This window comes from Pseudomonas abietaniphila (genome assembly GCF_039697315.1).
In the GTDB taxonomy this organism is placed as follows: Bacteria; Pseudomonadota; Gammaproteobacteria; order Pseudomonadales; family Pseudomonadaceae; genus Aquipseudomonas; species Aquipseudomonas abietaniphila_B.
The window spans coordinates 107259-128831 of the sequence record NZ_CP155619.1 but is presented as its reverse complement, the minus strand read 5'-3'; the positions used below and the strand labels follow the sequence as shown (position 1 = coordinate 128831).

At 60.6% G+C, this 21573-nt stretch carries 17 protein-coding genes; 14 read left to right on the top strand and 3 right to left on the bottom strand.

Annotated features, from left to right (window positions below; genetic code table 11):
* Positions 1–461 precede the first annotated feature (461 nt).
* From ABDX87_RS00490 to ABDX87_RS00450, 9 genes are all read left to right on the top strand, one after another.
* Entirely contained in the window at positions 462–2087 is a 1626-nt protein-coding gene (locus ABDX87_RS00490; protein ID WP_346831066.1) for an NADP-dependent glyceraldehyde-3-phosphate dehydrogenase, read from the top strand.
* Positions 2088–2204: 117 nt separating this feature from the next.
* Positions 2205–2831, top strand: coding sequence for a biliverdin-producing heme oxygenase (locus ABDX87_RS00485; RefSeq protein ID WP_431061195.1), 627 nt, complete (start codon positions 2205–2207; stop codon positions 2829–2831).
* A complete protein-coding gene (locus ABDX87_RS00480; RefSeq protein ID WP_346831065.1) occupies positions 2828–5050 on the top strand; it encodes an ATP-binding protein in 2223 nt (740 codons plus the stop codon). Before ABDX87_RS00485 ends, ABDX87_RS00480 begins: the two co-directional genes overlap by 4 nt.
* A complete protein-coding gene (gene pcaQ / locus ABDX87_RS00475; protein ID WP_346831064.1) occupies positions 5047–5976 on the top strand; it encodes a pca operon transcription factor PcaQ in 930 nt (309 codons plus the stop codon). The genes ABDX87_RS00480 and pcaQ overlap by 4 nt, the downstream gene beginning before the upstream one ends.
* A 143-nt stretch (positions 5977–6119) precedes the next feature.
* Entirely contained in the window at positions 6120–6839 is a 720-nt protein-coding gene (pcaH, locus tag ABDX87_RS00470; protein ID WP_346831063.1) for a protocatechuate 3,4-dioxygenase subunit beta, read from the top strand.
* A gap of 12 nt (positions 6840–6851) precedes the next feature.
* A complete protein-coding gene (gene pcaG, locus ABDX87_RS00465; protein ID WP_346831062.1) occupies positions 6852–7454 on the top strand; it encodes a protocatechuate 3,4-dioxygenase subunit alpha in 603 nt (200 codons plus the stop codon).
* Between the two features lie 46 nt (positions 7455–7500).
* Complete coding sequence (locus ABDX87_RS00460) at positions 7501–8865, top strand: 3-carboxy-cis,cis-muconate cycloisomerase (RefSeq protein WP_346831061.1); 1365 nt, start codon at positions 7501–7503, stop codon at positions 8863–8865.
* Positions 8866–8882: 17 nt separating this feature from the next.
* A complete protein-coding gene (gene pcaC / locus ABDX87_RS00455; protein ID WP_346831060.1) occupies positions 8883–9278 on the top strand; it encodes a 4-carboxymuconolactone decarboxylase in 396 nt (131 codons plus the stop codon).
* Between the two features lie 248 nt (positions 9279–9526).
* Entirely contained in the window at positions 9527–10414 is an 888-nt protein-coding gene (locus tag ABDX87_RS00450; RefSeq protein WP_346831059.1) for a DMT family transporter, read from the top strand.
* Between the two features lie 179 nt (positions 10415–10593).
* Here ABDX87_RS00450 and ABDX87_RS00445 read toward each other — a convergent pair.
* Together ABDX87_RS00445 and ABDX87_RS00440 are read right to left on the bottom strand one after the other, a co-directional pair.
* A protein-coding gene (locus ABDX87_RS00445; protein ID WP_346832036.1) for an IS3 family transposase occupies positions 10594–11948 on the bottom strand; the annotation gives its coding sequence in 2 pieces (ribosomal slippage) (positions 10594–11489 and positions 11489–11948; 1356 coding nt in all).
* A gap of 594 nt (positions 11949–12542) precedes the next feature.
* Positions 12543–13892 (bottom strand): MFS transporter, encoded by a 1350-nt coding sequence (locus ABDX87_RS00440; RefSeq protein WP_346831058.1) that lies wholly within the window; start codon positions 13890–13892, stop codon positions 12543–12545.
* Positions 13893–14194: 302 nt separating this feature from the next.
* On the opposite strand from ABDX87_RS00440, the gene quiC reads away from it, so the two are divergent.
* Both quiC and ABDX87_RS00430 read left to right on the top strand, forming a co-directional pair.
* A complete protein-coding gene (quiC, locus tag ABDX87_RS00435; protein ID WP_346831057.1) occupies positions 14195–16102 on the top strand; it encodes a 3-dehydroshikimate dehydratase QuiC in 1908 nt (635 codons plus the stop codon).
* 90 nt (positions 16103–16192) lie between these two features.
* Positions 16193–16864: a TetR/AcrR family transcriptional regulator gene (locus ABDX87_RS00430; protein WP_346831056.1), complete on the top strand. Its 672-nt coding sequence runs from the start codon at positions 16193–16195 to the stop codon at positions 16862–16864.
* Positions 16865–16885: 21 nt separating this feature from the next.
* Here ABDX87_RS00430 and ABDX87_RS00425 read toward each other — a convergent pair whose 3' ends face one another.
* Positions 16886–17749, bottom strand: a complete 864-nt coding sequence (locus tag ABDX87_RS00425) for a shikimate dehydrogenase (protein ID WP_346831055.1) — start codon at positions 17747–17749, stop codon at positions 16886–16888.
* A gap of 227 nt (positions 17750–17976) precedes the next feature.
* Between ABDX87_RS00425 and ABDX87_RS00420 the strand changes: the two genes are divergently transcribed.
* From ABDX87_RS00420 to ABDX87_RS00410, 3 genes are all read left to right on the top strand, one after another.
* Positions 17977–19371, top strand: a complete 1395-nt coding sequence (locus ABDX87_RS00420; protein ID WP_346831054.1) for a DHA2 family efflux MFS transporter permease subunit — start codon at positions 17977–17979, stop codon at positions 19369–19371.
* 134 nt (positions 19372–19505) lie between these two features.
* Entirely contained in the window at positions 19506–20273 is a 768-nt protein-coding gene (locus tag ABDX87_RS00415; protein ID WP_346831053.1) for an SDR family NAD(P)-dependent oxidoreductase, read from the top strand.
* A 42-nt stretch (positions 20274–20315) separates the two neighbouring features.
* A complete protein-coding gene (locus ABDX87_RS00410; RefSeq protein ID WP_346833658.1) occupies positions 20316–21497 on the top strand; it encodes an acetyl-CoA C-acyltransferase in 1182 nt (393 codons plus the stop codon).
* Positions 21498–21573 lie beyond the last annotated feature (76 nt).

The window sequence follows — 21573 nt, the reverse complement described above, 5'->3', positions numbered from 1 at the left end:
ATTACGATGCCTGACGCACTTTCCTCTGACGCCCCCATACCGGTAGGAGACGTCCGAGTTTACGAGGGCAGCGAATGCGGTGGGTCAGTGACGAAAATGTCAGAGCACCCACCGCATTCGTCCGAACGCGGCCCGCACCAAGCCGGCTCCCACCCATTACGATGCCTGACGCACTTTCCTCTGACGCCCCCATACCGGTAGGAGACGTCCGAGGTTACGAGGGCAGCGAATGCGGTGGATCATCACTGTCGAGGGTGAATGACACGCCGCATTCGTCAGCAAGCTGACTCCCACCGGTCTGAGGTGCGACAAAGCTATCGTCTTCACGCGCATGAACGGCAGTTTCCAGAGGGCGAAGCCTCTGTCACGCCACCGTGACATTCGTCGCAACTCTTTTCATTCGCTTCGACCTGTGGCGTAGTGTGTTTCGCAAGATTACCGACTGGAAGAGGTAGAGAGACATGACCCTGCAAAACCGCCTGGACAACCTGTACCCAAGGGCCGATGAGATTCCTGAGCAGTTCCGGGCAGGGCCTGCCATCGAGCAGCGTGAGTACCTGGTGAATGGCGAGCTGCGTCAGTGGCAAGGGCCGCTGGCACCGGTGCTCAGTCCGGTGTCGTTGAAAACCGACGCGGGCCTGGAGTCGGTGGTGCTCGGCAGCACCCCTTTGATGGATGCAGACACCTCGATGACCGCGCTGGACGCCGCTGTGAAAGCCTATGATCGCGGGCAGGGCGCCTGGCCTACGATGCGCGTTGTCGACCGCATCCATCATGTCGAAACCTTCCTCAAGCGCATGCGCGAGCAACGCGATGCGGTGGTCACGCTGCTGATGTGGGAGATCGGCAAGAACCTCAAGGACTCACAGAAAGAGTTCGACCGGACTTGCGATTACATCGTCGACACCATCAACGCGCTGAAGGAGCTGGACCGTCGTTCCAGCCGTTTCGAGCTTGAACAGGACACGCTGGGCCAGATTCGTCGTGTCCCGCTGGGCGTCACCTTGTGCATGGGGCCTTACAACTACCCGTTGAACGAAACCTTCACCACCCTGATTCCGGCGCTGATCATGGGCAACACCGTGGTGTTCAAGCCCGCCAAGTTCGGCGTGTTGTTGATCCGTCCGCTGCTCGAAGCCTTCCGCGACAGCTTCCCTGCCGGCGTCATCAACGTGATTTACGGCAGCGGCCGCGAGACCGTCAGCGCGCTGATGGCCAGCGGCAAGATCGACGTCTTTGCGTTCATTGGCACCAACAAGGCCGCCAGCGCGTTGAAAAAGCTGCACCCGAAACCGCACCGTCTGCGCGCAGCCCTGGGTCTGGATGCCAAAAACCCTGGCATCGTGTTGCCTGACGTCAACCTGGACAACGCGGTCAGTGAAGCCATCACCGGTTCCTTGTCGTTCAACGGCCAGCGTTGCACCGCGCTGAAAATCCTGTTCGTGCATGAAAACGTGGTCGGCAGCTTCCTTGAAAAATTCGAAGAGAAGCTAGCACAGCTCAAACCAGGCATGCCTTGGGAACCCGGCGTTTCGCTGACTCCGCTGCCAGAACCCGGCAAGACCGACTACCTGCAAGGCCTGGTCGATGACGCCGTGAGCAAAGGCGCAAAAGTGGTCAACGAAGGCGGTGGTGAGACCCATCAGCAGTTCTTCTACCCGGCTGTGCTGTACCCCGTGACCCCGGACATGCGCGTTTACCACGAAGAACAGTTCGGACCGGTGGTGCCCGTGGTGGCGTACCGTGATCTGGAAACGGTCATCGAATACGTGCTTGACTCGGACTTCGGCCAGCAGCTGAGTATCTTCGGCAACGATTCCAAGCAGGTCGGTCGTCTGGTGGATGCGTTCGCCAATCAGGTCGGTCGGATCAATATCAACGCCCAGTGCCAGCGCGGCCCTGACAGCTTCCCGTTCAACGGTCGCAAGAACTCGGCAGAAGGCACTCTGTCGGTCGACGACGCACTGCGTGTGTTCTCGATCCGGACATTGGTGGCCACCAAGTTCCAGGAGAGCAACAAAGCGCTGATCAGCGATATCATTCACAACCGCGAATCGAGCTTCCTGACCACCGATTACATCTTTTGATAAAGAGGTTTGCACCTTGGCGCCGCGCCCCTTAGTGTGCGCGGTAGCCATCTGCCCTGAACCTGCGGATGTCGCTGTACTCCAAGCCATTTCCATCCTGACTGGACGCCACCGCCCTTGGTTGAAGCTACCCCCGAATTACTGCCTTCCCGTGCTGCAACTCAGGCGTCTTGCGTCCTGCAGATGCTGCGTGCCGCCACTGCGGCGCAGCACAAGGCGCTGGAGGCGCGATTGCCGCTGACGCACCCCGACCTCGATCGCGATGCGTATCAGCGAATCATCCAGGCGTACTACGGTTTTCATGCGCCGCTGCAACGGCAGATCGAGCGATTTCATGCACCGCGGCTCGCTCAGCCCGAACGGCAAAAGGTCCCGGCGTTGGTGAAAGATTTGCGCGCTTTGGGGCTGAGCGATGCACAAATCGACGCGTTGCCGATGTGCGCCGACCTGCCGCCTATCAACGGCGAGGCCGACCTGCTCGGCGTGATGTATGTGATGGAAGGCGCCACGCTGGGCGGGCAAGTCCTGCGCCGGATCATTGCCGACCGATTGGCGATCGATGCCGACAGCGGCGGTGAATTCCTCGATGTTTACGGCCGGGACACAGGACGCTTGTGGAAGGCTTTCCTTACCCGGTTGGCTGACTTCGATCATCCCGACGACAACCCGCAGGTGGTGGAATCGGCCTGCGCGACGTTCGCCTTGTTCGCCCGCTGGCTGGAATGCAACGGAGTGCTGCGATGACGTCTGAACACGATTTGCAGACGCTGCTTCAGCGCTGCGCGGACGAACCCATCCGGATCCCGGGCGCGATTCAGCCCCATGGCGTGTTGCTGACGGTTGACGAAGCTTCCTGGACGGTTCAGCAGGCCAGCGCCAATGCTTCATCCTTGCTGGCCGGCGACCCTGTGCCGCAGGCAGGTCAGGGTCTGTCCGGCTGGCTCGGCGACGAACCTTCCGAACACCTGCGTGAACGATTGCTCCATGAAGCGCTCGACGAAATCAATCCGTTGTCGCTGCACATCGGCGACCAGACGTTCGAGGGCCTGATTCATCGCCACGACGGCCTGCTGTTCATCGAGCTTGAACCGGTTCAGGCCGAATCACGGTCTGCCGGGCTTAGGCTGGATCAACGCCTGTCCCGAACGCTGCGCCGCCTTCAATCGGCGAAAACCCTGTCCGCGCTCTACGACATCAGCGTCACCGAGATTCGTGCGTTGACCGGCTATGACCGCGTGCTGATCTACCGTTTTCAGGAGGAGGGTCACGGCCAGGTCATCGCAGAGTCCGCCACCCGTGAACTTGACGCCTATCAGGGCCTGTTTTTCCCCGCCAGCGACATCCCCGAGCAAGCGCGGGAACTCTATCGCCTGAACTGGTTGCGCATCATTCCCGATGCCGCGTACATCCCTGTGCCCATGGTGCCGGCCCTGCGGCCTGACACGGGGCAGCCGCTGGACATGGCGTACGCGGTGTTGCGCAGTGTGTCGCCGGTCCACTGTCAGTACATGCAAAACATGGGTGTGCGTTCGTCCATGAGCATTTCGCTGCTCAAGGATGATCGGTTGTGGGGCCTGATCAGCTGCGGTAATCGCCAGCCGTTGCGGGTGCCTCATGCACTGCGCGTGGCCTGCGAAACCATCGGCCAGGTGCTTTCGATGCAGATCAGCGCGTTGGAAGCGCTGCATGCACAGCAACAGCGCCAGGCCAAAGCCGGCCTGCTTGCGACGCTTGCCCGAGCGATGACCGAGGTTGACGGCGATGTGTATCAGGGCTTGATCGAGCATGCGCAGGACGTCCTGGCACTCGTCGACGCCAGTGGCCTGGCGGTCGTCATCGAGGATCAGATGCATCTGTTTGGCCAGTGTCCAACGCCTGAGCAAATAACGGCATTGCAAAGCTGGGTTCAGCAGCAGCCGGACAGCGTCGTGGCGACAGAAAGCCTGGGCGCGCTGTTTGCGCCTGCGCAGGCGTACCCGGCGGTGGCCAGTGGTTTGTTGGCCTTCAGTTTGCCAAAGCCGGTGGACAACGCCGTCCTGTGGTTTCGGCCCGAGCAGAAGGACAGCGTGCAGTGGAGCGGCAACCCGGAGATGTCGAAGGTGGTGGTTGCCAACCGTTTGCAGCCCCGTGAATCGTTTGAAGTCTGGAAGCAGCAGGTTGACGGTACGGCGCGGCGGTGGGATGTGGGCGATGTGTATGCCGTGACCGACTTACGGCGATCGGCACTGGAGTCGGACTTGTCGCGGCAAGTGTTGCGCGAGAAAGACGCCGTGCGGGCCCGAGACGAACTGGTGGCGGTGGTTTCACACGACCTGCGCAGTCCGCTGACAGCGATCGTCATGCAGTGCGGAATGATGCAACGGTTGATCGCCGCCGATGTGAGCCCGGCGTCCAAGCGCCTGAATTCGGCGATCGACACGTTGCAGCGGGCCACGGCGCGCATGACCAACCTGTTGGAAGACCTGCTCGACACTGCGAAGATCGAAGCGGGTCGTTACTCCATCGCGCCGCAGACGCTGGAAGTCAGCCAGCTCTTCGAGGACGCCTGGTCGCTGCTGACGCCGCTGGCGCTGAACAAGTTCATTGACCTGACCTTCTCCGGCGAGCCTCATCTCAAGATCATGGCCGACCCGGAGCGGATGTTTCAGGTGCTGTCCAACCTGGTAGGTAACGCGATCAAGTTCACCCCGAAGGAAGGGTTGATCAGCGTCACGGCGACCCTGGAGGGCGATTTCGTCGCGGTGAGCATCGTCGATTCCGGTGCCGGCATTGCCCCGGATCAACTGCCTCACGTGTTCGAGCGTTACTGGCGGATACGGGAAGGCAATCCGAGCGGGACGGGTCTGGGGCTGTACATCTCGCAAGGGATCGTCAGAGCTCATGGCGGTGAATTGACCGCTTCCAGCGCCTTGGGCACAGGAAGCGTGTTTCGCTTCACCGTGCCGGTCGCGAAACCGTCGTGAACATCGATACCCGGATCAAATTCCGCCACCTGGTGTGTTTTCTTGAAGTGGCGCGCCAAGGCAGCCTGGCAAAAGCCTCGGACAAACTGGCGATCAGTCAGCCGGCATTGTCCAAAACCCTCAAGGAGCTGGAAGGTCTGCTCAATGCCAGCCTGTTCGTGCGCAGCAAGAGCGGGGCGGCACTTACTGAGTCGGGCGTGGCCTTCATGCGCTATGCCGGTCCGAGTGTCCAGGCATTGCGCGAAGGGGTGAACAGCCTGCGTTCTGGGGAGCATGCGCCCGTGGCGGTCCGGCTGGGCGTGTTGTCGACCGTGGAAAGCCTGCTGGTGCCCGAGGTCATCTGTCGCTTGCATGCAAAACATCCGGCATTGGTGGTCAGCGTCGCGACAGGTCCGAGCGCCTATCTGCTGTCGCAGTTGCGCCTCGGCGAGCTCGATCTGGTGGTGGGACGCATGACTGACAGTCCGCAAATCCTCGGGTTGAGTTTCGAGCACCTGTACAGCGAATCCATGACGTTGGTGGTGCGCCAGGGGCATCCGTTGCTGACAACAGAGGAGCGTTCACTGACGCTTGAGGATTTCCCGGTTGTGCTGCCGCTGGCGGGAACCACCATCCGCCAGTTCGCCGACAGCCTGTTCGTCCAGCATGGTATCGATCCTCCACGCCAGCGTCTTGAAACGTTGTCCCTGACCCTCAGCCGCCGCTACGTGCAGTGCAGCGATGCGGTCTGGATCGCGCCGTTCGATGCGGTGCGCCAGGATCTGCAGGTGGGTGAACTGGTCGAGCTCGAGCTCGGGATTCGCGAACCGGGCGGGTCGGTGGGCCTGTGCAGTAATCCGGCGCTACCGCTGTCGATTCCCGCCCAATGGTGCGTGGAGACGTTGCGAGAGGTAGGGCAGGCCTATCGCGAGGGGACCTATCCATAACCGTTTGGTTATGGATGTCGGCTTTCTTTTCAGTGTTGTCGAGGTCGATGGCGCGGGACACTGCGTCATCGCCTGCATTGCCGCGCCGTCAGCGAATGGGCTGAAGCAGGCGGACCTTCAATAACTGGAAACAGGAGACCGGCATGTCCGACGCACTCGACAGCCGTTTCGCGATCCGCGACCGTAACTGGCACCCGAAAGCCCTGACCCCTGACTACAAGACCTCGATCCTGCGCTCTCCACGGCAGGCACTGGTCAGTATTCCGCAGTCGATTTCCGAGACCAGCGGGCCCGACTTCTCCCATTTGCAATTCGGCCGTCATGACGCCGACCTGCTGTTGAATTTCAACAACGGTGGTCTGCCCATCGGGGAGCGCATCATCCTGGCTGGCCGGGTCGTCGATCAGTACGGCAAGCCAGTGCCCCACACGCTGGTGGAAATGTGGCAAGCCAATGCGGGCGGCCGTTATCGGCACAAAAAAGACGCGTATCTGGCACCGCTGGACCCCAATTTCGGCGGCGTAGGTCGCTGCCTGACCGACCGCGATGGCCATTACAGCTTTCGCACGGTAAAGCCCGGCCCGTATCCATGGCGTAACGGCCCGAACGACTGGCGTCCGGCGCACATTCACGTGTCCATCAGCGGCCCGTCGATCTCGACACGCCTGATTACGCAACTGTATTTCGATGGGGACCCGCTGATCGGGATGTGTCCGATCGTCAAGTCCATCGCCAATGCAGACGCGGTGCAAAGCCTGATTGCCAGACTCGACATGAGCATGGCCAATCCGATGGATTGCCTGGCCTACCGCTTTGATATCGTCCTGCGCGGTCAGCGCAAGACACACTTCGAAAACGTCTGAGGAGGTTTGCCCATGCCCGTTCAAATACTGCCGGAAACCCCATCACAGACCGCCGGGCCCTACGTGCACATCGGTCTGGCACTTGAAGCCGCGGGCAACCCGGCGCGGGAACAGGAAATCTGGAACGAAATGGCCCGGTCGGGCGCGACCGGCGAGCATATCGTGTTGCTGGGGCACGTCTACGACGGCAACGGTCACCTGATTCGTGACTCCTTTCTGGAGCTGTGGCAGGCCGACGCAGAGGGTCGTTACCACACCGATTTCGACCTCAACAAACCGTTCAACAGCTTTGGTCGCACAGCCACCACCGATGAGGGTGAATGGCAGGTCAAGACCGTCAAGCCGGGCGTTGTGCTGAACGCTGCAGGCATACCGATGGCGCCCCACGTCAACGTTTCCCTGTTCGCCAGGGGCATCAACATTCATCTGCAGACGCGCCTGTACTTTGATGACGAGGCCCCGAGTAACGCTGTAGATCCAGTGCTCAATCTGATCGAGCAGCCCCAGCGACGCCAGACACTGATCGCTAAACGGTGCAGCGTCGACGGCCAATTAGCCTATCGTTTTGACATCCGCGTTCAGGGTGAAGACGAAACCGTGTTCTTCGATTTCTGATCGCAGGCGACATCAAAGGTAGGGACGATCCGTCAGGAGCAGTACGTTGAACAGACCCGGCAATCAGCTTTTCGACCACTATTTCACTCAAGAGGGCATGCGTGAGGTCTTTTCCGACCGGGGCCGTGTGCAGGGCATGCTGGATTTCGAAGCCGCACTGGCGCGTGCCGAGGCTTCCATCGGTGCGATCCCGGCCGAGGTGGTGAATGATATCGTCGCGGCATGCGACGCCTCGCTTTACGACTTCGATGCGTTGGCGGTTGCCATCGGCAATGCGGGTAATTCGGCGATCCCGTTGGTCAAAGCGCTCGGCAAACAAATCGCCACGCGCAACGAAAAGGCCGAGCGGTACGTCCATATGGGCGCGACCAGCCAGGACGCCATGGACAGTGGGCTGGTGGTGCAACTGCATAGCGCGATCACCCTGCTGGAGAAGGACCTGGCGAGTCTGGCCGACGCACTGGCGCAGCAGGCTCAACGGCATGCCGGCGTGCCCATGCCGGGCCGTACCTGGCTGCAGCAGGCGACCCCGATCACCCTCGGCGCGAAAATCGCCGGGTGGCTGGGCGCGATCACTCGGCATCGGCAACGGCTCAAGGAGCTCAAACCTCGCCTGCTGTGCCTGCAATTCGGTGGTGCGTCGGGCAGCCTGGCGGCGTTGGGTGAAATGGCATTCCCGATTGCCGAAGCGCTGACCCGGGAGTTGAAACTGAACCTGCCGGACCAGCCGTGGCACACCCAGCGCGACCGGCTGGTGGAGTTCGCCAGCTGGCTGGGCCTGGTGGCGGGAGGGCTGGGCAAGATCGGTAGGGACATCAGCTTGATGATGCAGACTGAAGCCGGTGAGGTGTTCGAGCCCGCAGCGGCGGGCAAGGGCGGTTCATCGACCATGCCGCACAAACGCAACCCCGTGGGGGCCGCCGTGATGATCGGCGCCGCCACGCGAGCGCCGGGTCTGGTGGCCACGATGTTCAGCGCGATGCCACAGGAACACGAACGCAGCCTGGGGTTGTGGCATGCGGAGTGGGAAACCCTGCCAGAGCTGTGCTGCCTGGTGTCCGGCTCGTTGCAGCAAGCGCTGGCGGTGATTCCGGGTCTTGAAGTCGACGCCGGGCGCATGGCGCAGAACCTGGACCTGACCCACGGCCTGGTGCTGGCCGAAGCGGTGAGTATTGCGCTCGCGCAGCGGATCGGCCGCGACGCAGCGCACCATCTGATCGAGCAATGCTGCCGCCGCGCCGTCGAACAGGGCAAGCACCTGCGCGAGGTCCTGGGCGACGAGCCTGAGGTCACGGCGCAGCTGTCAGCACAGGCGCTGGACAATTTGCTGAATCCCGCGCAGTACCTGGGGCAATCGAAGCGCTGGGTCAAACGCGCGGTGGCTGACCATCAGGCCTTCAATCTTCGTTAAATCCGACGAGAGCAAAAATGGACGAAAAACAACGTTACGAGGCGGGCATGAACGTCCGTCGCGCCGTGCTGGGCGACGCGCATGTCGACCGCAGCCTGGAAAAACTCACGCCCTTCAACGGCGAGTTTCAGGAAATGATTACCCGGCACGCCTGGGGTGACATCTGGACCCGACCCGGCTTGCCACGCCACACCCGCAGCCTGATTACCATCGCCATGCTGATCGGCATGAACCGTGAAGGCGAACTGCGCCTGCACCTGCGTGCCGCGAAAAACAACGGCGTGACACGCGACGAGATCAAGGAAGTGCTGATGCAGAGCGCGATCTACTGCGGCATCCCCGCCGCCAACGCGTCGTTTCACCTGGCGGAGGAGGTGTGGAACGAGTTGGGCGTTGAATCGTTGCAGGACTGAGCTGCGGAGCGCCTCAACCGCCTTTGAGAAACGAGTCCGGCGCCCGCCGGATTCGTCATCGTGTCTATTGCCGTTAAAGATCTGGCGTCCGGGTAGGATCAAACGCGACTACGTATTCAAAAAAACAACTGAATGTTCATGAATGTTTGGTTATCTGACGACGCCTTCTATATTCTTTCCTCGTCTACCCCAATGCTCTAAACAGCAATGGGGCGACCACGCATTCACGCAAGGCCAAAGGAAAGCTGATGAGTACCACCAGCACGCCGCTCTCCGGCGTCAACCAGCCGCTCAAGGGCATCGCACTGATTCTCCTGGCGACTTTCCTGTTTTCCAGTCACGACACCTTGTCCAAATACCTTTCCGGCATTTACCCGATCATGATGGTGGTCTGGGTGCGTTACGTGGTGCACACCGCGCTGATGGCCTGCATCTTCATGCCGTCTTCGGGACTGCGGGTCTTGCGCACCAAGCGTCCCGGCTTGCAGGCGCTGCGCGCGGCCTGTTTGCTGGGAACCAGCCTGTTGTTCACCAGCGGGTTGATGTTCATCCCGATCGCTGAAGCGACCGCAGTCAACTTTCTTGCGCCGCTGCTGGTCACGGCGTTGTCGGTACCGTTGCTCAAGGAGCGGGTCAGCCGCGGGCAGTGGATTGCCGTGCTGGTGGGTTTCAGTGGGGTCATGGTGATCGTGCACCCGGGCGGCGAGTTGTTCACGCCTGCCGTGCTGCTGCCGCTGGGGTCTGCGTTGTGCTTTGCCTGCTACCAGTTGCTCACGCGCCTGGTGGCGGCGCATGACAGCCCGACCACCAGCAACTTCTTCGCCGGGTTGTTCAACAGCTTGTTGATGAGTGCCATCGTGCCTTTCTTCTGGCAGTCGCCGGAGTGGAAGCACATTCCGTTCATGCTGGCGCTCGGCACGTGCGGCATGGTTGCGCACCTGATGCTGACCCAGGCGTTCCGCTTCGCGGCACCGGCCCTGTTGGCGCCGTTCGGGTATTGCCAGATTGTGTTTGCCGGGCTGTGGGGCTTTATCGTGTTCAACCATGCGCCGTCACTGACGGCCCAGGCGGGGATTGCGATCATCTGTCTGAGTGGACTGGCGGCGGCGTGGCAGCAGCGTAAGAAGGGCGGCTAACTTTTTTGGTGGGGCACTGGGTTAGGGCGTATGGCTGTTAAAAGGTGTCGGCGCCGAGGTTTGGGTTCGGCCTAACGGCCAAGCTGTTCCGCCTTCGGCGGGTTACTTGGAAAAGTCGGGATGCCGCACCACCCCCAAGTAACCAAGGGTGTGAACTGACCCCCGAAAGTTGGACAAAATTACTGACTCATTACCTGCTTTCGAAATTGCACCGGACTGAGGCCGTTGAGCGTCATGCTGATCCGCTCGTGGTTGTAGTAATGGATGTACTCGTCGAGCCCGGCCTCTAATTGCTCAACGGTGTCGAAGCGCTCAAGGTAAAAAAACTCGCTCTTCAGGGTACCGAAGAAGCGCTCCATCACAGCGTTGTCGTAGCAGTTCCCTTTGCGAGACATGCTTTGTTGAAGGCCTATTTGGGCCAGCCGATGCCGGTAGTTGAGCTGACGATACTGCCACCCTTGGTCCGAGTGCAGCAACGGAGTCTGTCCTGGACCCAGTCGTGCCACAGCTTTTTCCAGCATTTTTGACACCAGTTCAAACACCGGCCGCCTGCTGGTCTGGTAAGCCACGATCTCTCGGGTACAAAGATCCAGCACGGGCGACAGGTACAGCTTTTGCCCGTTGACCTTGAACTCGGTGACATCGGTTACCCATTTCTGGTCGGGAAGGTCGGCCTTGAATTGGCGCGCCAACCGATTAGGCGCCGTCTCGCCCTCAGGACCTTTGTAGGAGCGATATTTCTTGATCCTGACCAACGATTTGAGCCCCATCATCTGCATCAACCGCTGTACCGTCTTGTGATTGGCATGTTCGCCTATCTGTCCCAGGACCGCAGTGATACGGCGATAGCCGTAGCGTCCCTTGTGCTCTTCATAAATGCGTCGCACGTGAGCCTTGAGCCCGGCGTATTTATCGCGGGCAACTGCCTTGGCCTGATAGTAGAACGTGCTTCGGGCCAGGCCAGCAGCACGCAACAGCCATTGCATCGAATGCTCATGCCTCAACCCCTGGATTATTTGCGCTTTTTGGCTCGCGCTGCATTCTGCTCCCGGATCAAGGCATCGAGCTTTTTTAAGTAGGCATTCTCCGCTCGCAGGTAACCCAGCTCATCGAGCAGTTCCTGACGAGTACGCTCGTCATCGTCAGGGCAGGACTGTAGAGGTGTTTCAGGCGGTTTTTGAGGCATGGCAGGTTCTCTCTCGCGATGCGGTTTCAGCGCATTGATCCCTGCGGCATGGTACAGCCTCTTCCATTCCCCGATGCTGTTTTGCCCGCGGATGCCAAAGAGAATGGCGGCTTGCTGGTCCGACAATCCATCCTGATCAATGCGCCGTAAAACATTGAGTTTGAACTGGGCGTCATAGCGGCTGTATTGCTTGGCAAGGCCGGGCAGACCGTGTTGCTGATAGCTGCGCACCCAGCGCTGCAGGATGGAGTGACCGATACCATTTCTAACTGCAACCCTATTGGTGCTGTTGCCGGCCAGGCATTGTTTAACCAGCTTGAGCTTGAAGGCTGGATTGTACTTCGTCATGACTGTCCCCTCGGTTGGACTGGGTGTCCAACTTTCGGGGGTCAGTTCAGGTGCTTGCTCCTGGTTTGGCGACTCCTTCGTCGTCGTACCTCTCTCCGGCGACGCTCCGTGGGCCCGCCGCCTGCGTTCAGCCTGCACCCAAGTCGCGTTTTGTGGCGCTTGGACTATTGATGTAGAAGAGCACAATCAACAGCAGGAGCAGGAGGATTTTGTAGTCCTTGTAGGAGCGCGCTTGCCCGCGATCTTCCGCGCAGCGGTAGCAAAATCAGGCGACTCGATTATGCCTGACACTCCGCATGCACAGGTTTTGCTGCCGGTTCCCGGCAGATCGCGGGCAAGCGCGCTCCTACAGTAGAGAGCGCCGTCAGGACATGGATGTCCGTTCGGCGCGGGCCCGCGGAGCGTCGCCGGAGGGTACGACGACGCAGGAGGGCCAAACCAGGAGCAAAGACACTTGGTTGTTTGGTGTTTTCAAGTAACCCGCCGAAGGCGGAACAGTTTGGCCTTTAGGCTAAACCCAAAACATCGCGTCACCACAAACACCGGATCCGCCAGATAACGTGAAACCCACAGCCTTTCTCTCGCCCTTGGCAATCAATCGCCCGCGTTCTCAACCGTGCGAGGCGCCATGAAGTACATCCACACCAGCGCAATGAAATACATCGCCGGGATCATCGTGAACAGCACGTTGTAGTTGTTGTGCGTGGCCGTCAGCACGACGCCGACGATCTGGGTCATGAACATCCCGCCAATCGCCGCGCACATGCCGCCGAACCCGAACACCGTGCTCATCATGTGTTTCGGCGTGTAGTCCATCACCAGACTCCAGATGTTCGCCGTCCACGCCTGATGCGCCCCGACCGCCAGCGCAATGGCGAGGACCGCGACCCACAAGCCGCTGGCGTTGGCCGCAAACACCACACTGATGATCGTCAGTGCAAACACCAGCATCGACAGCAGGCGCGACGTCGTCGGGCGCATGCCACGACCTATCAACCACGACGAGAGGATGCCGCCACCGATGCTGCCGAAGTCGGCGGTCAGCCAGATCAGGATCAGGGGAATCCCCATCTGGGTGACGTTGATGCCCAGGTTGTATTGCTGATTAAGGAACGGCGGTAGCCAGTACAGGTAGAACCAGAAGACCGGCGCTGTCATGGCATAGGCCAGCGCGAATGCCCAGGTGCCGCGCATTTTGAGAATCTGCGAGAAGGGCACTTTGGCGGGAGCGGGTTCAGGTTCACTGGCCTGATTGATGTAATCCAGTTCGCTTTGGCGAACGGTCGGATGGTCTTCAGGGTTGAAGTACTTCAAGCGCCAGATGACGACCCAAGTCAGACCCAGAGCACCCATGCAGATAAACGCTGCCTGCCAGCCCCACACAGTCAGGATCAGGGGCAACAGGGCGGGGGTGACCATCGCGCCGACGTTAGTGCCTGCGTTGAAAATGCCGGTGGCGACCGCGCGTTCGCCGGCCGGGAACCACAAACGGGTGGTCTTGACGCACGCCGGGTAGTTGGCGGCTTCCGTCATGCCGAGGATGAAGCGACAGACCATGAAGCCCGCGGCGGAGGTCGCAAGGCCATGTGCGCCGGTCGCGAAGCTCCAGAGCAATACCGCCAGAAAGAACGCCCGCTTGACGCCCACCCGGTCGATGAACCGTCCTTGAAGCAAAAAGCCGATGGCGTATCCGACCTGGAACCAGAAGTTGATGTTGGCGTAATCCATCGCCGTCCAGCTCATCTGTTTGGCCAGGATGGGCTGCATGACGCCGAGCGCCGCGCGGTCGATGTAGTTCAGGGTGGTGGCGAAGAAGACCAGGGCCAGCATGCCCCAGCGGGTCTTGCCGATGGCGAGCGCGCCGCGGATCTTTTCACCGATCCCGGCATGGGGATGCACGGGCGTGGCTGCGACCGGCGCAGGGGAAGCAGGGTATGAGCGCATGAGCATTAACCTGTCTTGGAATTGTTATGGTTGTGTCTGGGTGACGCTAAGCCGATGCAAGGCAGCGCAGACACGCGGCATCGGTTGAAGCTGAACCTTGTCCGACAATGTGAGAACGATGGTGGAGCGCATGGGCAGGAGCGTCAATTGACTCAGGGCGCTTTTGGGCGATTATCGAACACAAAACTAACCGGTCCGTACATTTAAATTGCCGTAACAGGATACCGGGAGAATAATCGCTTTAACACCTGAACACCGGCTGGAGAACTGACCGTCAGGTGAAATAACCGAGGAGTCAGAACATGCAGCGCTCGATTGCCACCGTTTCCTTGAGCGGAACCCTGCCAGAAAAGCTCGAAGCCATTGCCGCCGCCGGTTTCGACGGGGTTGAGATATTCGAAAACGACCTTCTGTACTACGACGGCAGTCCGCGCAACGTGCGCCAGATGTGCGCTGATCTGGGTATTGCGATCACCCTGTTTCAGCCCTTTCGCGACTTTGAAGGCTGCCGCCGCGACCGTCTGCAGCGGAACATCGACCGCGCCGAGCGCAAGTTCGACCTGATGCAGGAGCTCGGCACGGACCTGGTGCTGGTGTGCAGCAACACCGCCAGTGACTCACTGGGCGATGAGCGCATTCTGCTGGACGATCTGGCGCTGCTGGCCGAGCGCGCTGGCGCCCGCGACCTGCGAATCGGTTACGAGGCCTTGGCCTGGGGGCGTCACGTGAACACTTGGCAGCAGGTATGGAACCTGGTGCGTCAGGTCGACCATCCCGCCCTCGGCGTTTTGCTCGACAGCTTTCATACGCTCTCGCTCAAGGGCAATCCTGCGGGTATCGCCGAGATTCCCGGCAACAAAATCTTTTTTGTGCAGATGGCCGATGCCCCCGTGCTGGCGATGGATGTACTGGAGTGGAGTCGGCATTTTCGCTGTTTCCCGGGGCAGGGCGAGTTCGACTTGCCGGGCTTCCTCGCGCCGATTCTGAAGAGTGGTTACACCGGCCCGCTGTCGCTGGAGATTTTCAACGACGGTTTTCGCGCTGCGCCTCCGCGGGCCAACGCTGCCGACGGCTTGCGTTCGCTGTTGTATCTGGAAGAGAAAACCCGCGAGTTGCTGGAGCGTGAGTCTCATCCGGTCGCACCGCCATTGTTGTTCAGCCCGCCCGAGGCGGGTCGTTACGACGGTGTCGAATTCCTTGAGTTCGCCGTGGATGACGCGCAAGGCGCGCGGCTTGCCGGTTGGTTGGAGAAGCTCGGTTTTGCCAGGCTCGGCCAGCATCGATCCAAGGCGGTGAGCTTGCTGGGGCAGGGCGACATCAAGATCGTGCTGAATGCCGAGCCCTATTCGTTCGCGCACAGTTTTTTCGAGTCCCACGGTCCGTCGTTGTGCGCCACCGCCTTGCGGGTCGAAAACGGCCATGCGGCGCTCGAGCGTGCGCGGCAGTACAAAGGCCAGCCGTACCGTGGGCTGGTCGGGCCCAACGAGCGGGAAATTCCGGCCGTGCGCGCGCCGGACGGCAGTCTGATCTATCTGGTGGAGCCCGCCGCAGCCGGGCAGTCGATCTACGACAGTGATTTCAATATCGACACCCAGGCCGCGGTCGGAAGTGGTCTGCAGCGCATCGACCACATGGCGATGGCGTTGCCCGCCGACAGCCTGGACAGCTGGGTGCTGTTCTATAAAACGCTGCTGGATTTCGAAGCGGACGACGAAGTGGTGCTGCCTGACCCGTACGGTCTGGTGAAGAGCCGTGCGTTACGCAGCCGTTGCAGCAGTGTGCGCTTGCCGTTGAACATCTCGGAGAACCGCAACACGGCCATTTCTCACGCGCTGTCCAGCTACCGCGGCTCTGGCGTGCATCACATAGCCTTCGCCTGCGACGACATCTTTGCGCAGGTCGCGAGGGCGAAAGAGGCGGGGGTGCAGTTGCTGGACATCCCGCTCAACTATTACGACGATCTGGCGGCCCGTTTTGATTTCGACGACGAGTTCCTGAGCGAGCTGGCTTACTACAACGTCTTGTATGACCGGGATGCCAACGGTGGCGAGCTGTTCCACGTCTACACAGAGGCGTTCGACGACCGGTTTTTCTTCGAAATCCTGCAACGCAAAAATGGCTATGTCGGCTACGGCGCCGCCAACGTGGCCGTGCGGTTGGCCGCCATGGCCAAGTCGCGCAGCAGCGCCGCGCGGCAGGCGCGTCTGTGAAGGTTAGGGTGGCATGCTGGCATATGCCACTTCCGTAACGCAGCCGTGCGGCTCATAATCGCGCGATTCCACCGTGGTCGTGAGCCAAGCATGAAAACTGTCGACGACATCCTTGCCGAAGCGCCCGTAGAGGCCCCACGCAAGAGCCGCAAGAACAATCCGGAAAAAACCCGCGACGGCATCCTTCAGGCGGCCGTCGCCGAGTTTGTGGCCCAGGGACTTTCGGGCGCTCGGGTTGATGCCATCGCCGAACGGACACAAACCTCAAAACGCATGATCTATTACTACTTCAACAGCAAGGAACAGCTGTACACCGAAGTATTGGAAAAGCTGTACGGCGACATCCGTCACACCGAGAGCAGTCTGGAGCTCGACGTCCTGGAGCCCATGGCGGCGATCCAGCGTCTGGTCGAGTTCACCTTCGATCACCATGATCGTAACGTCGATTTCGTGCGCATCGTGTGCATCGAGAACATCCACAATGGCGACAACGTCAAACAGTCACCGACGATTCGTGCGCTGAGTCAGCACGTGTTGCAAGCGCTGGACGAAACGTTGCGTCGGGGCGAAAAAGAAGGGATTTTCCGCAAGGGTGTGCAGGCGGTCGACCTGCACATGTTGATCAGTTCGTTCTGTTTCTACCGAGTGTCCAACCGCCATACGTTTTCGGAGATCTTCCAGATCGAGCTGGAAGATCAGGACGTGAAGGCGCGACACAAAGCGATGATCAGCGACTCGGTGATGCGTTACCTGATGCCCTAGGACCTGATGCCCTGGGCAGCTTCAGGCGTCCAGCGAACGAAACGCCGTTTGCATACGACCGACGTCGGCGGTCTGGCCGGTGAACAGTTCGAATGCCTTGACCGCCTGAAACACGGCCATGGCGCTGCCGTCCAGTGTGCGGCAACCCAGGCGCCGAGCGAACGCCAGCAGCTCGGTTTCCAGTGGGAAATAGATAATCTCCACAACCCACTGTTCTGCGCGCAACAACTCCGGCGGCAAGGGCGTCCCCGGCAGCTTGGCCATACCGACGGGCGTCGTGTTGACCAGGCCATCAGCCTGCGCCATGGCGGCGGGCAGGTCATGCCCGACGCGTGCGCGCCCGGCACCAAAATGCGCGTTGAGGTTATCGACCAGGCTTTGCGCGCGTTCGGACTCAACGTCAAAGATGCGCAACTGCCCGACGCCTTCACTCAACAACCCATGAGCAACGGCTGCACCCGCGCCGCCTGCGCCCATTTGCACGACGCAGCCCCGCTCGACGTCGCCCAACCCGCGCCGAAACCCTTCGGCAAATCCTGAGCAGTCCGTGTTGTGGCCGATCCGCTGGCCGTCGCGGAACACCACGGTGTTCACTGCGCCGATGCAGCGCGCTTCGTCTGACAAGGCGTCGAGCAACGGTATGACCGCCTGTTTGCACGGGAAGGTGATGTTGAGGCCGGTGAAGCCGCTGCGCTGAGCCCCGGTCACTAGTTCGGGCAGAGCGGTGGTGTCGAGTCCAAGGGCGTCCAGATCGATGATTCGATACAGGTAACGCATGCCTTGGGCATCGCCTTCGCGTTCGTGCAGCGACGGCGTGCGTGAGGCCTGGATGCCTGCCCCTATGAGGCCTGCGAGGATGGAAGGGTGTTTAGCGTTCGAGGTCATGACAGTCCGCTCTTTTTATTGGGTGCGCGTTTGAAGACGCCTGCGCAAGCAAAATGTACCAGATAGTTAATCTTGCAAAAGCACTGGACCGTCGCCTGCACAGCAATTCGTTCGATAATCGCCCAATACCGATTCGTGACGGCTTGAGGTCATTTCGGTCTGCGGGAAACGCGTCGAAGCAGATACTCTAAGGCGCAGCCTGCCCTCGCTATTCAAGGACCGTATTGATGTCTCAACGCCAATCGACGCTGATCGCTTTGCTGGTGGCGGTTACGTTCTTCATGGAAAACCTCGACGCGACGGTGATCGCCACCGCACTCCCGGAAATGGCCAAAACCTTCGGCGTGGCGGCGGTGGACCTCAATATCGGCATGAGCGCCTACATGCTGGCCATCGCCGCGTTCATCCCTATCAGTGGCTGGCTGGCCGACCGCTTCGGGTCCCGACTGGTGTTTGGCGGCGCGATCGTGTTGTTTACAGTGTCATCGCTGCTGTGCGGCATCAGCACCGGTCTGGAGAGCTTCGTCGCGGCGCGTGTGTTGCAAGGCATCAGTGGCGCCATGATGGTGCCGGTTGGACGTCTGGCGGTCATGCGTGCAACCGAGAAAAAAGACCTGGTGCGGGTGATTTCACTCATCACCTGGCCGGGTCTGGTTGCGCCCGTGCTGGGGCCGCCATTGGGCGGTTTCATCGTGACCCATGCGTCCTGGCAGTGGATCTTTTACCTGAACCTGCCGCTGGGCGTGCTTGCCTTGCTTGCCACCTGGGTGCTCATTCCCCGGCGCAACGAGGCCAGCCAGCGCCCTTTCGATTTCGGCGGTTTCGTGTTGTTGGGCGTCGCCTGCACCGCTTTGCTGTATGGCATGGAAATGCTCGGGCAGGGGCGCGCCAGCCAATGGCCCGGATTGCTCGTGACGGCGTTGGGACTGACCTGCGGCGCCTTGGCGTGGGCCCATATGCGCAAGCGCGAGCATCCCTTGATGAACGTTGCGGTAATCGGCGTTCGCACGTTCAGTGTCAGCCTGTTCGGCGGTTCGCTGTTTCGCATCGCCATCAGCACGTTACCGTTTCTGCTCCCTCTGATGTTTCAACTGGGGTTTGGCTTGTCGGCCTTCGATTCCGGGCTGCTGGTGCTGGGCGTGTTCGCTGGCAACTTGGCAATGAAGCCCTTTACCACGGCGATCATGCAGCGTTGGGGATTCCGGCCCGTGCTGATGATCAACGGCGTGATCGGCGTGTTGGCCATCGCCGCCTGCGCGCTGCTCGACGAGCACATGAGCTGGCCGTTGATCCTGCTGATCCTGTTCGTGGGCGGACTGTCGCGATCCATGCAGTTCACCGCGTTCAACACGCTGGGTTTTGCCGACGTGCCCAAGGCACAGATGAGCGACGCCTCGACGATGTTCAGCATGTTCTTCCAGCTGAGCATGGGCTTGGGGGTTGCGATTGCCGCCTTGCTGCTGCGCGGCTCGATGTACCTGCATGGGAACGAAGGGCAGGCGCATACGGCGGATTTCCAGCTGACCTTCATCGGGGTGGCGGTGATTGCGCTGCTGGCGTTACTGGATAACCGGCGGTTGTCGGCACAGGCTGGCGCTGCGGTATTGCAGCGCAAGGCGTAGCCCGGCACCGACGACTGTCTAAAAGCACCACCCCCGCTGCGCGCTTTGACTATTGCCCATCGGGGCGACAGAGCGGAGTATTTCGCTGTTCCGGACAACAAACAAAATAAAAACAGTGTAGGGAAGACACCATCATGCAGATCGAAGGCAAGGTATTTCTGGTCAGTGGCGGCGCATCCGGCCTGGGCGCCGCCTCGGCGCAGATGCTGATCGACGCAGGCGCCAGAGTCATGCTGGTCGACGTCAACGCTCAGGCGCTCGACAGCCAGATCCAGAAGCTGGGCGCCAATGCGCGCGCCAGTGTCACCGACATTACCCAGGAAAGCGCGGCCAGGGCGGCAGTCGAGAAGGCGCTGACCGAGTTCGGTCAGGTGAACGGCCTGATCAACTGCGCCGGCATCGTCGGTGCGGAAAAAATCCTTGGCAAGGAAGGCCCTCACGGTCTCGAGAGTTTCAGCCGCGTCATCAACGTCAACCTCATCGGCAGCTTCAATCTCTTGCGCCTCACGGCTGCTGCCATTGCCGAAGGCAGTGCCGACGAGGGCGGGGAGCGCGGCGTCATCATCAATACCGCGTCGGTTGCGGCCTACGACGGCCAGATCGGCCAGGCGGCGTATGCGGCCTCCAAAGGCGCCATCGCCAGCCTCACATTACCCGCTGCGCGGGAACTGGCGCGGTTCGGCATCCGGGTCATGACCATCGCGCCCGGTATTTTCGAAACCCCAATGATGGCGGGCATGACCCCGCAAGTGCGTGAAAGCCTGTCGGCCGGAGTTCCATTCCCGCCACGGCTCGGCCGGCCGGACGAGTACGCTGCGCTCGCACGCCACATCATCGAAAACAGCATGCTCAACGGCGAGGTGATCCGTCTTGACGGCGCCCTGCGTATGGCGGCGCGCTAATCGAGGAGATGCTCCATGTCACTGAACAAACGCCAAACAATGATCGAAGACCCGGTGGTCATCGTCAGTGCCGTTCGTACGCCCATGGGCGGGTTCCAGGGTGATTTGAAGAGCCTTACCGCGCCGCAATTGGGGTCGGCCGCGATCCGCGCGGCGGTCGAGCGGGCTGGCTTCGGCGCAGCGGACGTCGAACAAGTGCTCTTCGGTTGCGTGTTGCCCGCTGGCCTGGGCCAGGCACCTGCTCGGCAAGCCGCTCTGGGAGCGGGCTTGAGCAACGGCACGCTGTGCACGACGCTGAACAAGATGTGCGGATCCGGGATGCAGGCGGCGATCATGGCCCATGACCTGTTGCTCGCGGGCAGCGCCGAGGTGGTGGTCGCGGGAGGGATGGAGAGCATGTCCAACGCGCCGTATCTGCTGGAAAAAGCCCGCAGCGGTTACCGCATGGGCCACGGCCAGATCATCGACCACATGTTTTTCGACGGCCTTGAAGACGCTTATGAACGCGGACGACTGATGGGCACCTTTGCCGAAGAATGCGCGTCGTTCGAAGGATTCAGCCGGCAGGCGCAGGATGCGTTCGCCGTCGCCTCGTTAACGCGCGCTCAGGACGCCATGAAGCAGGGCCGCTTCGAGGCGGAGATCGTTCCCGTCCTGGTCACGGTCGGCAAAGAGCAGAAGACCATCAGCCAGGACGAGCAGCCGCCAAAAGCGCGGCTCGACAAGATTCCTGAACTGAAACCGGCCTTCCGCGAAGGGGGCACCGTCACTGCCGCCAACTCAAGTTCGATATCCGATGGCGCAGCGGCGTTGACCTTGATGCGCCAGTCTGAAGCCACGCGGCGGGGGCTGACGCCATTGGCGGTGATCCGTGGACATGCCGGCTACGCGAACCAGCCGGGACTGTTTCCAACGGCGCCGATCGGGGCCATTGAAACGCTCATGAGCAAAACCGGATGGTCACTGAGTGACGTCGATCTGTTCGAGATCAATGAAGCGTTCGCCGTGGTGGCGCTGGTCACGATGAGCAAGCTTGAGTTGCCTCATGAAAAGGTCAACGTTAACGGCGGCGCCTGTGCATTGGGTCACCCCATTGGTGCATCGGGCGCGAGGATCCTGGTGACGTTGCTTTCTGCATTGAAACAGCGCGGGTTGAAACGCGGGGTCGCAGCGATTTGCATCGGCGGTGGAGAAGCCACGGCGATGGCGATTGAAATTATATAAAAGTCGTTATTTATCAATGCCCTGTAGAAGACTCTTAAAGTTCGATCAGGTTGATTCGAGCTTCCGTTAAAAAATA